The organism is Rhodoferax sp. LB1P47 (assembly GCF_056521445.1).
This window is the reverse complement of the sequence record NZ_JBWMAU010000001.1, coordinates 154,922-167,178: the sequence shown is the minus strand read 5'-3', so window position 1 is coordinate 167,178 and position 12,257 is coordinate 154,922. Positions and strand designations below refer to the sequence as shown.

At 61.8% G+C, this 12,257-nt stretch carries 15 protein-coding genes; 1 reads left to right on the top strand and 14 read right to left on the bottom strand.

Translation table 11 applies throughout. The annotated features are described in order from the left end of the window. Positions 1-6: 6 nt before the first annotated feature. A complete protein-coding gene (locus AC0969_RS00825) occupies positions 7-510 on the bottom strand; it encodes a TRAP transporter small permease (RefSeq protein ID WP_479622226.1) in 504 nt (167 codons plus the stop codon). Next, positions 497-1,006, bottom strand: a complete 510-nt coding sequence (locus tag AC0969_RS00820; RefSeq protein ID WP_479622225.1) for a gluconokinase — start codon at positions 1,004-1,006, stop codon at positions 497-499. The genes AC0969_RS00825 and AC0969_RS00820 overlap by 14 nt, the downstream gene beginning before the upstream one ends. A 224-nt stretch (positions 1,007-1,230) precedes the next feature. On the opposite strand from AC0969_RS00820, the gene gntR reads away from it, so the two are divergent. Further along, a complete protein-coding gene (gene gntR / locus AC0969_RS00815) occupies positions 1,231-2,265 on the top strand; it encodes an HTH-type transcriptional regulator GntR (RefSeq protein ID WP_479622224.1) in 1,035 nt (344 codons plus the stop codon). 159 nt (positions 2,266-2,424) lie between these two features. On the opposite strand, the gene AC0969_RS00810 is transcribed toward gntR, so the two are convergent. From AC0969_RS00810 to AC0969_RS00755, 12 genes are all read right to left on the bottom strand, one after another. Continuing rightward, complete coding sequence (locus tag AC0969_RS00810) at positions 2,425-3,615, bottom strand: FecR family protein (RefSeq protein WP_479622223.1); 1,191 nt, start codon at positions 3,613-3,615, stop codon at positions 2,425-2,427. 65 nt (positions 3,616-3,680) lie between these two features. Continuing rightward, on the bottom strand, positions 3,681-4,142 hold the full coding sequence (locus AC0969_RS00805; protein WP_479622222.1) for a GatB/YqeY domain-containing protein: 462 nt from the start codon (positions 4,140-4,142) through the stop codon (positions 3,681-3,683). Positions 4,143-4,236: 94 nt separating this feature from the next. Beyond that, entirely contained in the window at positions 4,237-4,449 is a 213-nt protein-coding gene (gene rpsU, locus AC0969_RS00800; RefSeq protein ID WP_092756237.1) for a 30S ribosomal protein S21, read from the bottom strand. Between the two features lie 194 nt (positions 4,450-4,643). Further along, the gene (locus AC0969_RS00795; protein ID WP_479622221.1) at positions 4,644-5,321 is read right to left on the bottom strand and encodes an ABC transporter permease; all 678 of its coding nucleotides are present in this window, start codon (positions 5,319-5,321) and stop codon (positions 4,644-4,646) included. Between the two features lie 65 nt (positions 5,322-5,386). Further along, on the bottom strand, positions 5,387-6,319 hold the full coding sequence (locus AC0969_RS00790; protein WP_479622220.1) for an ABC transporter ATP-binding protein: 933 nt from the start codon (positions 6,317-6,319) through the stop codon (positions 5,387-5,389). Then, positions 6,316-7,461 (bottom strand): ABC transporter permease, encoded by a 1,146-nt coding sequence (locus AC0969_RS00785; protein ID WP_479622219.1) that lies wholly within the window; start codon positions 7,459-7,461, stop codon positions 6,316-6,318. Before AC0969_RS00785 ends, AC0969_RS00790 begins: the two co-directional genes overlap by 4 nt. Before the next feature lie 4 nt (positions 7,462-7,465). After that, positions 7,466-8,389 carry a glycine betaine ABC transporter substrate-binding protein OsmF gene (gene osmF, locus AC0969_RS00780; protein ID WP_479622218.1) on the bottom strand — a complete coding sequence of 308 codons (924 nt, stop codon included), beginning with the start codon at positions 8,387-8,389 and terminating at the stop codon, positions 7,466-7,468. A 481-nt stretch (positions 8,390-8,870) separates the two neighbouring features. Further along, complete coding sequence (locus AC0969_RS00775) at positions 8,871-9,356, bottom strand: GNAT family N-acetyltransferase (protein WP_479622217.1); 486 nt, start codon at positions 9,354-9,356, stop codon at positions 8,871-8,873. Then, positions 9,353-9,625, bottom strand: coding sequence for a type II toxin-antitoxin system TacA family antitoxin (locus tag AC0969_RS00770; RefSeq protein WP_479622216.1), 273 nt, complete (start codon positions 9,623-9,625; stop codon positions 9,353-9,355). The genes AC0969_RS00775 and AC0969_RS00770 overlap by 4 nt, the downstream gene beginning before the upstream one ends. 198 nt (positions 9,626-9,823) lie before the next feature. After that, on the bottom strand, positions 9,824-10,069 hold the full coding sequence (bamE, locus tag AC0969_RS00765) for an outer membrane protein assembly factor BamE domain-containing protein (RefSeq protein ID WP_479622816.1): 246 nt from the start codon (positions 10,067-10,069) through the stop codon (positions 9,824-9,826). Between the two features lie 103 nt (positions 10,070-10,172). Further along, a complete protein-coding gene (locus AC0969_RS00760) occupies positions 10,173-10,925 on the bottom strand; it encodes a hypothetical protein (protein WP_479622215.1) in 753 nt (250 codons plus the stop codon). A gap of 98 nt (positions 10,926-11,023) precedes the next feature. Continuing rightward, entirely contained in the window at positions 11,024-12,244 is a 1,221-nt protein-coding gene (locus AC0969_RS00755; protein ID WP_479622214.1) for a BaiN/RdsA family NAD(P)/FAD-dependent oxidoreductase, read from the bottom strand. Positions 12,245-12,257 lie beyond the last annotated feature (13 nt).

Genomic DNA, 12,257 nt, shown 5'->3' with positions numbered 1-12,257 from the left:
CGCTTGTCACTCCAGTTCTGCGCCGGGACCGAGGTCCAGCGCTTGGTTACGGATAAGTTCGCGCAGGGCCATCAGGCCAATTGCCACGGAACACAGCAAGGCGGGCAGCGGCAGCAGGGCCGTGGAATAACCCAGCACCACCGATTGGCTGCCTAGGCCTACCTGCACCTGTTGGTACGCGCCCCAGGCCAGCAGGCTGCAGCCCAAAATCACCAGCAGCCGCACCAGCACCGCGACAGCGGCCAGCAGTTGTGGCTTATCGCGCAGCGCCACCAGCAGGCTGTTGAAGGCCATGTGCTCGCCGGTGGGGTAGGCGGCGGTGGCACCGATAAACACCATCCATACAAACAGCAGGCGCGACAGCTCTTCGCTGGCGGCCACGCCGCTGCCAAAGCCGTAGCGCAGCACCACGTTGACAAACACCGAGACGGCCATCACCGCCAGGCACAGGGCCATAGCGTTGTTGGCCAGGCGCTGCGGCCAGGGGGTCGGGGTATCAGAAGGATGCATCGGGGGTCTCCTGCGTCCAGCGGACGGCGTGGGGGGTGAGGGTGGTCAGGGTCTGGGTGGCATCCACCGTCAGCACGCCGGGCTCGTTTGCGGGGCTCTCTAGCGTGGCGAACTGGCTATCGACCAGATGCGCCTGGAAGTAATGGCCGCCAGCGCGTTGCGCCACCCGGGTGCGGGCGGCATCCATACTGAGGGCCAGGTGCACAAAGCGCAGACCGGGCAGGGCGGCGCGTAGCTGGTCGCGGTAGGCGGCTTTGAGGGCCGAGCAGGTCAGCACCGCACCAGCGGGGTGGCGTTGCAGCTCGGCCCCCAGCAGCGCCAGCCAGCCCACCCGGTCGGCATCCACCAGCGGGATGCCGGTGCGCATTTTTTCGACGTTGGCGGCGGGGTGGAAGTCGTCCCCCTCGATAAGCGGCCAGCCCAGTGCCTGGGCTGCCGCCTGCCCCAAGCTCGATTTGCCGCACCCGGCGACTCCCATGATGACCAGTGAAACCATGTTGGACAGCGCAATCCCAAAAGGGTTGAGAAATGCAGGCCATGCGTAAACGCGGGGCCTGCGGAATGTCTTGGCTTGCAGATTGCAAATTTGGACAGCGCTATCCTAAAGGCGAAGTGCCCCCAGGTTAACTAGGGTTTTCACCAGCCAGAAGGCCTATTTGGGGGGCGTGGCGGGGGCGAAAAAACCGGGGATGGGCGTGGTTAGAATCGCGTCCACATTCCATGGACACGCCCCTCTCTACCCCTCTGCGCCGCCGCGCCACGGGCCGCGCCACCCTGGCCGATGTGGCGGCTGCCGCCGGTGTCAGCGCCATTACGGCATCGCGTGCGCTGCGCGGTGCGCGGGCGGTGGATCCGCTGCTGGTGGACCGCGTGCAGGTGGCGGCGCAGCAGTTGGGCTATGTGCCCGACCCCGCCGCCCGCGCCCTGGCTTCGGCCCGCAGCACGCATGTGGCGGTGCTGATTCCCTTGCTGTCCAACGCCCTGTTTGTCGAGCTGCTGGAGGCCGTGCAGCACACCCTGGCACCGGCAGGTTTTCAGACCCTGATGGGCGTGACGCATTACCAGCCCGCCGAAGAAGATGCCCTCTTGCGCAGCTACCTGGCGCACCGCCCGGCGGGCCTGTTGGTCACCGGCCTGGACCGCAGCGATGCGGCCCGCCAGATGATTGCGGCCAGCGGCGTGCCCTGCGTGCATTTGATGGAAACCCCTTCCACCCCCGGCGTGTACGGCGTGGGCCTGTCGCAGTTCGACGCGGCCCGCAGCATTACCGAACACCTGCTGCAGCGGGGCCGCCGCCGGATTGCGTATGTGGCAGGCCAGCTGGACCCACGCGTGATGCAGCGCGCCGAGGGCTACAGGGCGGCTTTGCGTGCGGCCGGGTGCTACGACCCGCAACTGGAGGTGCTGGACCCCGCGCCCACCTCGATGGCGCTGGGCGGGCGCTTGCTGGCCGACCTGTTGGTCCGCCACCCGGATGTGGATGCGGTGTTTTTCTGCAACGATGATCTGGCCCAGGGCGGCTTGCTGGCGGCGCTGCGTTTGCAGGTGGCCGTGCCGCAGCAGATTGCCGTGGTGGGGTTCAATGATTTGGCGGGCAGCGACCAGATGCTGCCACCGCTGACCACCGTGCGCACCCCGCGTGCCGAAATTGGTATCCAGGCCGCCAGAATGCTGCTGGCCCTGATGCGTGGCGAAGCGGTGCCGCAGAGCAGCATCGACCTGGGGTTTGCGCTGGTGGTGCGCGGTAGCAGCTGAGTACAGTCCATAGAACTGGGTAAGTCCTGTGGGTTTTAGGTTTTAAGGCCTTTTTTCAGGCATCTAATCGCCCCCTGACGCAGGTTCTATCTGCGCAAGCCGCTATGCTTATTTTTATAAAAAACATAGCACGGAAGGCCCCTGCCCAGGGCCCCCACTTTATTTGAGCGGGTCGTCTGCGGGGCGCGGGCCGGGCATCAGCAGGCGGCGGCGTGGGTCGGGTGAGCCGGGCGGCTGGGGCTCCACCATCTGCGGGCGGGGCATGGGGCGGGCTTGCTCTGTGCGCTGGCGGTCTGGTGGTTGGGGTTGCTGTTGTTGTTGTTGTTGTTGTTGTTGGCGATTTTGCTGGTCGCGCATCTGCTGCTGCATTTGCTGCTGCTGTTGCTCCATTTGCCGTTGCATCTGCTCGCGGTTGTACTGCTGGCGTTCGCGGTCGATTTGCTGTTGGCGCTGTATCTGCGCCCGCTGCTCCAGCTCTGACTGGTTGCGCGGGGCGCGGTTCCAGTCGGGCTGCTGTGGGCGGTTGAAGAGGTCGTTAGGGCGCTGGCCGGGTGCGGGCCAGTGGTCTGGTGGTGGGCGGCGGTGGTCTTGCCCGAAGCGGTGGGGGCTTTCTACCGGGAACGGCACCAGGATGGGGTAGGGCACATAGCGCGGCTGCGGGTAGGCCGGGCTGGGCTCCGTGCTCCAGTAGCTGGCGGGCGGCGTGTCTTCGGCCCGGTCACGGGCGTAGCTCCACAGGTCGAAGGCATCGCGTTGCAGGTTAGGGCGCACCACTTCCTGGCCGAGCAGCCGGTCAAAAAAACGGGCTTGCTGCGGGCTGTCCAGAGTGCGCGTGGCTCCGTTTTCGCCATACACCACGGCACTGCCGCTGCGCACGGTGATGCGGGTGGTGCCGAAACGGGCATCGACATCCAGCCGGTATTCGCCGGGCTGGGTGGTGGTGAAGGCCAGGTTGGGGGTGTTGACCTCTAGCGTTTCGCCGGGGTAGAGCTGGCGTACGCGCAGCGCCAAGCTGCCCTGGGTGAGCGAGAGCCGGGTGGTGGTGTCGTCTTGTTCGCTGATTTCCAGCGTGGCGGGGCCGTTGATGCGCAAGGTAGTGGAGCCGCTGTGCAGCTCGGCCCGTGCGCCGGGCGCGGTTTGCAGCCGGTCGCCTTGGGTCAGCGGGCGGTTGAATTCGGCGGGGCTCCAGCTGCCACTGTTTGCCGGGGCAAAGTGGACCATGCCTTCCATCAGGTTCAGGCGTGCCACCCGGCCCGGTGTATAGGCTTGCGCCAGGGCGTGGTGGGTGGCCAGGCTAATCAGCAACGCGCCCAGCAGCTGGGCGGTTTTGGAGGCAAAAGTGGAGGGCATGGCGTGGGCAGGAGTGGGGGCCCACATACAACGCGGCAGCCGTCCGCTTGGTTGGCCTGGGGCGTTTATGCTGCCAGTGCGGCTTTCACGGCGGCAGATACCTGGCCCATTTCGGCCTTGCCCGCCAGTTGCGCCTTGGCGGCACCCATCAGCTTGCCCATGTCGCCGCCTGCCAGGGGGCGGCCCAGCTCGGCCACCATAGCGTCGGCCAGGGTGCGTACTTCGGCGGCTACCTGCTCGGCATCCAGGCGCTGGGGCAGGTAGGCGGAGAGCACGGTCAGCTCGGCTTTTTCGATGTCGGCCAGGTCGGTGCGTTCGGCTTTGGTGAAGGCATCAATCGAGTCTTTGCGTTGCTTGATGAGCTTGTCCACGATGGCGACCACAGCGGCATCGTCCAGCACCACGCGTTCGTCCACTTCTTTTTGCTTGAGGGCCGCCAGCAGCAGGCGCACGGTGCCCAGGCGGACACTGTCTTTGGCGCGCATGGCGGTTTTCATGTCTTCGGTGATTTGTTCTTTGAGTGACATCTTGGTGCTCCTGGAGTTTGGGGTTCTGGAATAGAAAAAGCCCGCCCTGGCGTCCCTGGGCGGGCTTGTCAAACTGTTGCCAGTTTGAAAAAGCTTAGTACAGCTTTTTAGGCAGCTGCATGGAACGCACGCGCTTGTAGTGGCGCTTGACAGCGGCCGACTTCTTGCGCTTGCGCTCGGTGGTGGGCTTTTCATAGAACTCGCGTGCACGCAAGTCGGTCAGCAGGCCGAGCTTTTCAATGGTGCGCTTGAAACGGCGCAGTGCGACGTCAAAGGGTTCGTTTTCTTTTACACGGATGGTTGTCATGACAAAAAAGGTTTCCGATTTAGGTGCAGGTCTTGTCGAAAGGAAGATCAGGCCGTTGGACGAAGAATCTGCGGTGTTCCCCTGCTATTAAATTGATCAGGCAGCAGGGGTTTGCCAGCAAAGCCTTGGATTATAGCCTGTAACCCGCCGGCTTAGCCCGCTGCTGCGCCCGGACGGGGCGGGGAAATCCGGTATCAGCGCTGCTGGTTGCGCCAGCGGTCCAGGTGCCGGGCCAGGCGGGCAAAGGCCATGTCGGTGACGATGGCCAGCCCGCCCACCAAGATGGCGCCTTGCAGCACGTAGGCGGTGTTGAAGCCGCTCAGGCCCACGATGATGGGCGAGCCCAGCGTTTTGGCCCCCACGGTGGAGGCAATTGCAGCCGTGCCCAGGTTGACAATGACCGAGGTGCGCACCCCCGTTACGATCACCGGCAGGGCCAACGCAAGCTCTACTTTCAATAGCACCCCACGCTTATCCATCCCAAGTCCCAGGGCGATTTCACGTACCGATGCAGGTACGGCCTCGATGCCCGCAATGGTGGCCCGCACCACCGGTAGCAGGCCGTACAAGGCCAGTGCAATCAACGCCGGTTCGGTGCCAAAACCGATCAGTGGCGCGGCAATCGCCAGTACGGCCACTGGCGGAATGGTTTGCCCTATGGCCACCACGGTTTCCACCACCGGCTGAAATTCACGTCCCGCAGGCCGGGTCACAGCGACCCCCGCTGCCACGCCCACCACCACCGAGGCCAGGCTGGACCAGAACACGATGTTCAGGTGCGCCAGCACCAGCGCCACAAAGCTGTCCTGGGTGTAGACCGGCCGCTCCAGCGCCGGAAACAGCGCCGCGAACAAGGGGCGCAGATGCGGCATGCCCCATGTCAATAATGCTAGCAATAGAGCCGCCAAGAGTAAGCGGTCGTGCAGTATTTTGTACGTCATGCCGCGCGCTGCCAGAGGTCGGCGAAATGCAGCACACCCAGCGGCTGGCCGAGTGCGTCCACCACGGGCAGGCGGTCGCAGGCGCGGGCGACCAGGGTGGACAGCGCTTCGCGCAGGCTGGTGTGGGCGGGCAGGGCGACACCCGGCGCAGTTTCACCGCGCCGGGTATGGGATGCGACCGTGGCCAGGCCCAGCAGCTTGATGCCGATGTCGCTGCGGCCCACAAAGTCGGTCACAAAGTCGTTGGCAGGGTGCGTCAGCAGTGCGGTGGGGGGCCCGGCTTGCACGATCTGGCCGTTGTGCAGCAGCACGATGCGGGTGGCCAGGCGCAGCGCTTCGTCGATGTCGTGGGTTACCAGCACGATGGTTTTGCCCGAGCTGGCGTGGATGCGTAGCATTTCTTTTTGCAGCGTGCTGCGCGTCACCGGGTCGAGCGCACCAAACGGCTCGTCCATCAGCAGCACCTCGGGGTCCACCGCCAGCGCCCGTGCCACGCCCACCCGCTGCTGTTGCCCGCCCGACAGCTGGTGCGGGTAGCGCTGCCGATAGGTGTTGGGGGCCAGGTCCAGTAGCTCCAGCAGCGCGGTCACCCGGTCGCGGATGCGGGCGGCGGACCAGCCTAGCAGCGAGGGCACGGTGGCGATGTTTTTCTCCACCGTCCAGTGCGGAAACAGGCCGATGGACTGGATTGCGTAGCCCATGCGGCGGCGGATGTCCTCGGGCTGGAAGCTGCGGATTTCTTCACCCTGGAACAGGATGCGACCTGCATCGTGTTCGACCAGGCGGTTGATCATCTTCAAGGTGGTGGATTTGCCCGATCCCGAGCCGCCGATGAGCACGGTGAATTCGCCCTTGGGGATCTTCAGCGACAGGTCTTGGACCGCCGCCACCCCGCCAAACGATTTGTGTACATGCTGGAATTCGATCATGGCGTGGTTCGCAGAAAAACGGACAAGGATTGGAACAGCGCATCGACCAGCACCGCCAGCGCCACCACCGGCAGTACGCCCAGCAGCACCAGGTCCAATGCACTGCTCAGCAGGCCCTGGAACATGATGGCACCAAAGCCGCCCGCCCCGATCAGCGCTGCCACTACGGTCAGGCCCACTGCCTGCACGGCGGTGGTGCGGATGCCCGCCACCAGCAAGGGCAGGGCCAGCGGCACCTCGACGCGCCAGAAGATTTGGCGCGGCGTGAGCCCCATGCCGCTGGCGGCTTCCACCACTGCGCTGGGCACCTGGTGCAGCCCGGTGATGGTGCTGTGCACGATAGGCAGCAGCGAATACAGCGTCAGCGCCAGTACCGCCGGGGCCAGGCCGATACCGCTGATACCCGACTGCGGCCACCACGTAGCCAGCGCCGCCAGCGGTGCCATCAGCAGGCCAAACAAAGCGATGGACGGCACGGTCTGGACCCCATTCAGCAGCGCCAACAACGGTGCCGACAGGCGCGGCCGCCGGTACGCTGCCACACCCAGCGGCACGCCGATGAGCAGCGTGGGCAGCAGCGTGGCCAGCACAATCTGCACATGCCTGCGCCAGGCGGACTGGAATACTTCTTGCCGGTTGGCGTATTCCTTCAGCAGCGACAGTGCATCCAGATGCCCTTGCGCCAGCAGGTACAGCACCGGCGCGGCCACGGCGATCCCGGCCAGCGTGCGGGCCACGGCATTCAGTTGCAAGCGCTGCCAGGCATCGGCCGCCGCCAATGCGCACAGCAGCACCAGCACCCAAAAGCCAGCGCCAAAAGAGGTGCGCACCAGCGGGGATTCGGCGCTGTCCATCGTGGACTGGGCCTGCGCGCCCGCTAGCCACAGCCAGCCCGCCAGACTGGCGGCCGCCGCCAGCAGCACCAGCCCCTGGGTGCGCCGCGTGGGCGGTAAAAACACGCCGGTGGCCAGCACGGCGGCGGGCAGCAGCACCCACCAGCGCGGCCCCACCAGCACCTCGGCCAGCGGTATGCCGACACCCGTGAGCAGCCGGTTTGGTGCCTGCGTCACAAACGCCAGGCCCCAGGCTGCGCACAGGCCCAGCAGCGCCAAGGCGCACAGCACCCGGTTGTGCACCCGCATGGGTTTACTTGACGAAGCCTTTGGACTTCAGATACGCCGCTGCCACGGTCTGGGCATCCTGCCCTTCCAGGGCAATTTTGGCGTTCAGGCTTTGCAGGGTGGGGCCGTCCAGGCTCTTGAACACCGGTGCCAATACGTCTTTGATCTTGGGATGCCGGGCCAGCACCTCGGCGCGCACCACCGGGGCGGGCGCGTAGATGGGTTGCGCGCTTTTGGTGTCGGCCAGCACCAGCAGGCCCAGGGCCGATACCGGGCCGTCAGTGCCATAGGCCATCGCGGCGTTGACGCCCGAGGTTTGCTCGGCTGCTGCCTTGATGGTGACGGTGGTGTCGCCGCCCGCCAGGGTCAGCAACTGGTCTTGGGTGAGCTTGAAGCCGTAGGCGGTTTGGAAGGCGGGCAGGGCATCCGGGCGCTCGATGAACTCAGCCGACGCAGCCAGCTTGAACTTGCCGCCGGTGCCCAGCCATTTGCCCAGGTCGTCCAGCGATTTCAGCTGGTGCTTGCTGGCCACATCCTTGCGGATGGCGATGGCCCAGGTGTTGTTGGCGGGCGAGGGCTCCAGCCAGACCAGCTTGTTTTTCTCGGCATCCAGCGATTTGACCTTCTCGAAACCGGCCTTGGCATCTTTCCAGGCTGGATTTTTTTCGTCGGAGAAGAAGAACGCGCCGTTGCCGGTGTATTCGGGGTAAATATCCACCTCGCCCGCCACCAGCGCGCCGCGCACGATTTTGGTGGAGCCGAGTTGCAGCTTGTTTTCGGTCTTGATGCCGTTGGCCTCTAACACCAGTCGGATCACGTTGCCCAGCAGCGCGCCTTCGGTGTCGATCTTGGACGACACCCGCACCGCCGTTTGGGCATGCAGTGCCCCCGATAGGCTGGCCACGGCCAGAGCGGTTACCAAGACGCGGCGAGAAAAAATGGCAGTCATGGGCGTTCCTTGAAAGTAAATTTTGGGAAAAAAACCAGGACTTGCATAAGTCCTAAAAGCTTTAGTGTGGGCGTGTGCCACGTTGGCGCACACACGGCGCATCATGCGCGATACAGCACGGGTGTGCCAAAACAGGGGCTACCACCGCCTCCAGCTGCGCCCGCAACCAGCGGCGCCGGGTGCACAGAAATTGCCACATCCCCATCTGGAATACGGCCACGGCGGTGATGGCGTTGGAGTCGGTGGCGGGGCTAGCGTAGCCGGAAATGGGTGCTATATAAATAGTAGCTGGTAGCGCACGTGCAATATGCGTTAGCGGCCTATTTTTTATGAATTTCAGCTTGAGAGTCGCACCAGCCCCAGCGCCGTGTAATTAAAGACTTCGTTCATTGCGCTCTTGCAGATTAAAGAACGCTTGAATTTAAGCTAGGAATCCGTTTTTTGCGGATTCCCAGCGTTGTTTTGGCTATTGCCGAACCCCTTAGGTACTGAGCCGTAACATCAGAGTCAGCGGGTGCAGCGCAGAGCTCTGAAATCCATAGTGCGCATAGAACGCCCTGGCCGGTTCGTTCAGCGCGTGGACCAGCAGCGCCCGCACGCCTGCATTCTGCGCTACCGCCAGCGCACGGTTCACGGCGTCTTGCAGCAGCGCCGCACCCAGCTTCAAACCCTGGGCCCGCTGGTCCACTGCCAGCCGGGCCAGGACCATCACGGGCACCGGGTCGGGCATGTTGCGCCGCACCGCGCTGGTGGCATCTTGGTGCGCCACCGCACCGGCGGCAAGAGCGTAGTAGCCGAAAACATGGCCAGCAGGGTCGGCCACTACAAAGGTGCGGCTGGCACCGCTGAGGTGGTTGGTCAGCGCTCGGCGCCTGAGCCATTCGTCCAATGAAGATTCGCCGCAGGCGAACTGGCTGAGCTGGTGGGCTCCCGCCAGCGGCTGCGGGGCCGACAACTGCAAGCTCATGCGGATTTACGATCCCAAGGAGGCTGCACCGCCATCAGCCGCGCCAGGCCGGGATTGGCGCTGGCAGGCGCATCGAGCAAGGCTGTGAAGGCCTGGAAACGGTCCGTGTCCATACCGAAAAACACCTGGTCCAGTACCACGGCCTGGGCACGTTCACAGGCTGCTTCCAGCATGAAGTCTGAGCGGTTCTTGCCCAACAAAACCGCCGCTTGGTCGATCAGGTCGCGCTGGGCGGGCAGGGCGCGTAAGTTGATGGGAGCATCACGCATGGAAACCTCTGGGTGTGTGGACAATAGGTATACGATTTTAGGCGGCGTGTAGCTGTTGTCAATACGTACTGGTTGGGTTCATAAATGCACCATCGCAAGTCAGAGGGGCACATCAGCGCAACTATCTGCAACATGCCACAACACATCGACCAGCACTGGATACTCACCCCAATCCAATACGGAGATTAAAAATTAACCTCAATAAGAATTAATATTTTTCTCTTCATATTGTTCGCCGTATTTGACCACTTTTCCACTACGAAGTGTTACAGAGTAGGTTCTGGGCCATTCTGAAATGGCATGTTTCATTTTTTTATAAATTAAATATTCTTCGCTTTTATCCCCATCTGCACTTACTGATACCAGAGAGCCAAGAATTTGAATAACTTGTTGCTTATTCATGCCGAGAGCTATTTTCTCAAAATTAGAGGCGGTTCCGTAAATTATCGCTTGACAACCGGTTAAGAAAATTAACGCGGAAATTGTTATTTTTTAACAAACATTAAAATTCTTAAAAATAATATAGCTACAAGAAGTGGGTGAATTTTTAATAATTTGGTATTATCGGTCGACTGGATTTTATTAGCTCTAACCGTTCATCTTCGTCTGCGGCAGCACCTACTCCGCTATCGTAGATTTGGACCATTACGGCAATTACCCGCTCCGGGGGTGTCTTTGATGAGGACTCCACTGATGTCGATGCAATAGTGCCTCCGAGATCCTGAACTGCTTTCATCCATGCCCTTCCGCTTTCTATGTGTTGCGGCGTGATACATACGTCATGTTCGTCGCCTCCAGCTTTGCCGGTGCATGGGCGGTACTTATAGGTGTAAGAAATTGAGCCCTCAAGCGGATTCTTTGTACTGCTCCATACCGCAACATCTTGATCCTGTAATTCGATTCTTGGCCGTATAAGTGCTGGGTTGCCTCCAAATTTAGCTCCGAGGGCTTCGAGTACATCACTTCGTAATGGTCGTCCAAACTCGCTGAAACGAGTGAATGAGGAGACCTTCCAAAAAACCCCGTTAGGTGTGAAATGAATTGAAATAGCTTCGAATTTTTCGTCTGAAGTAATGCCTAGCGATCGTATGGTGTACTTATTGGATAATTCTGAGCAGTTGATGCTTTCAAACGGTTTTGTGGATTTCTGTGTCAGGTTTTTTAATGCAGTGGCGATGTTGTCACAAGGAGCGCCAACAGTAATTCCACGCAGTTCTAAAACTTTAGGATTAGATAAATCTGCGCACGCGTTGGTGAGTACAAGAAGTAACGTGAAGCTAATAAAAATACGATTAACCATTTTTGTCTAAAAATTAATTATAGTTGGCATTCTAAATGCGTTGATTTTCCGAAAAAATTTCAACATTAACGACCTTCTCACTTTGTGCCCAGTCAGCTTTACCCCACCGCCAACGCCCCCCCACAAGCAAACCCACTCGCCCAGGCCCACTGGAAGTTATACCCCCCCAGCCACCCGGTCACATCGACCACCTCGCCGATAAAAAACAACCCCGGCTGCTTCGACTCCATGGTCTGGGACGACAAATCCCGCGTGTCCACACCCCCGGCTGTGACCTCGGCCTTTTTGTAGCCTTCCGACCCGTTGGGGGTCAGCTCCCAGCGCGCGAGTTTTTCGGCCAGTTGGGCCAGGGCTTTGTCGGTGGCATCGCCAATGGGTTTTTGCCAGGCGGGGTCTTGGCCGGCCCAAGCATCGGCCAAACGCGATGGCACGAGTTGGGCTAGTTCATTGGCGATCAGCTTGCGCGAGGTGGCTTTGGCGCGGGCCAGGGCGGGGGGCAGATCGACGTTGGGGGCCAGGTTCAGACGGAGGGGCGTGCCCTCGCGCCAGTAGCTGGATATTTGCAGTACGGCCGGACCGCTCAGGCCCCGGTGGGTGAAGAGCAGGTCTTCCAGAAAGGCGGTTTTGGCTTTTTTGGCCCCCACCTCGATCTGCACCGGCAGCGCCAGGCCCGACAGGTGGGCATACGGGGCCCAGGCTTCAGTGTCGAAAGTGAGCGGGACCAAGGCCGGGCGGGGGGTGACCATGCGCAGGCCGAACTGCTGGGCGATGCGGAATCCAAAGTCGGTGGCGCCGATCTTGGGGATGGACAGGCCGCCGGTGGCGACCACGATCTGGGGCGCCGTAATTTGACCGTGGCTGCTATCAATGGTATAGCTACCTGCGCTGTTGCTATCTGCGCTAGCGGCCGAAAAGGCTATATTTTTGACCGTGCACGGCTGCCAGCGCGTGACGTTGCCCGCCGTGCATTCGGCCAGCAGCATGGTGATCAAATCTTCGGCGCTGCGGTCGCAGAAGAGCTGGCCCTTGTGCTTTTCGTGGAACGGGATGCCGTGGCGGGCCATCAGTTCGGTGAAGTCTTTGGGCGTGTAGCGGCTCAGGGCGCTGCGGCAGAAGTGGGGGTTGTCGCTGAGGAAGTTGGCGGGGGTCACGTCCTTGTTGGTGAAGTTGGCGCGGCCACCGCCGGAGATGCGGATTTTCTCGGCCACTTTTTCGCTGTGGTCTAGAAGCAGCACCTTCAAACCGCGTTGCCCGGCAATCCCGGCGCAGAACAAACCGGCGGCGCCTGCGCCGATGACGACGACATCAAACTTGTGCATCAAATCGGCCTCT

Excerpts from the sequence above, each read along its gene's own strand:
- AC0969_RS00760 (WP_479622215.1), bottom strand. The coding sequence starts at position 10,925 with ATGGTTAATCGTATTTTTATTAGCTTCACGTTACTTCTTGTACTCACC.
- AC0969_RS00825 (WP_479622226.1), bottom strand. The coding sequence starts at position 510 with ATGCATCCTTCTGATACCCCGACCCCCTGGCCGCAGCGCCTGGCCAAC.
- AC0969_RS00805 (WP_479622222.1), bottom strand. The coding sequence starts at position 4,142 with ATGTCACTCAAAGAACAAATCACCGAAGACATGAAAACCGCCATGCGC.
- rpsU (WP_092756237.1), bottom strand. The coding sequence starts at position 4,449 with ATGACAACCATCCGTGTAAAAGAAAACGAACCCTTTGACGTCGCACTG.
- AC0969_RS00755 (WP_479622214.1), bottom strand. The coding sequence starts at position 12,244 with ATGCACAAGTTTGATGTCGTCGTCATCGGCGCAGGCGCCGCCGGTTTG.
- AC0969_RS00795 (WP_479622221.1), bottom strand. The coding sequence starts at position 5,321 with ATGCCGCATCTGCGCCCCTTGTTCGCGGCGCTGTTTCCGGCGCTGGAG.
- gntR (WP_479622224.1), top strand. The coding sequence starts at position 1,231 with ATGGACACGCCCCTCTCTACCCCTCTGCGCCGCCGCGCCACGGGCCGC.
- AC0969_RS00785 (WP_479622219.1), bottom strand. The coding sequence starts at position 7,461 with ATGCGGGTGCACAACCGGGTGCTGTGCGCCTTGGCGCTGCTGGGCCTG.
- osmF (WP_479622218.1), bottom strand. The coding sequence starts at position 8,389 with ATGACTGCCATTTTTTCTCGCCGCGTCTTGGTAACCGCTCTGGCCGTG.
- AC0969_RS00820 (WP_479622225.1), bottom strand. The coding sequence starts at position 1,006 with ATGGTTTCACTGGTCATCATGGGAGTCGCCGGGTGCGGCAAATCGAGC.
- AC0969_RS00775 (WP_479622217.1), bottom strand. The coding sequence starts at position 9,356 with ATGAGCTTGCAGTTGTCGGCCCCGCAGCCGCTGGCGGGAGCCCACCAG.
- AC0969_RS00790 (WP_479622220.1), bottom strand. The coding sequence starts at position 6,319 with ATGATCGAATTCCAGCATGTACACAAATCGTTTGGCGGGGTGGCGGCG.
- AC0969_RS00810 (WP_479622223.1), bottom strand. The coding sequence starts at position 3,615 with ATGCCCTCCACTTTTGCCTCCAAAACCGCCCAGCTGCTGGGCGCGTTG.
- AC0969_RS00770 (WP_479622216.1), bottom strand. The coding sequence starts at position 9,625 with ATGCGTGATGCTCCCATCAACTTACGCGCCCTGCCCGCCCAGCGCGAC.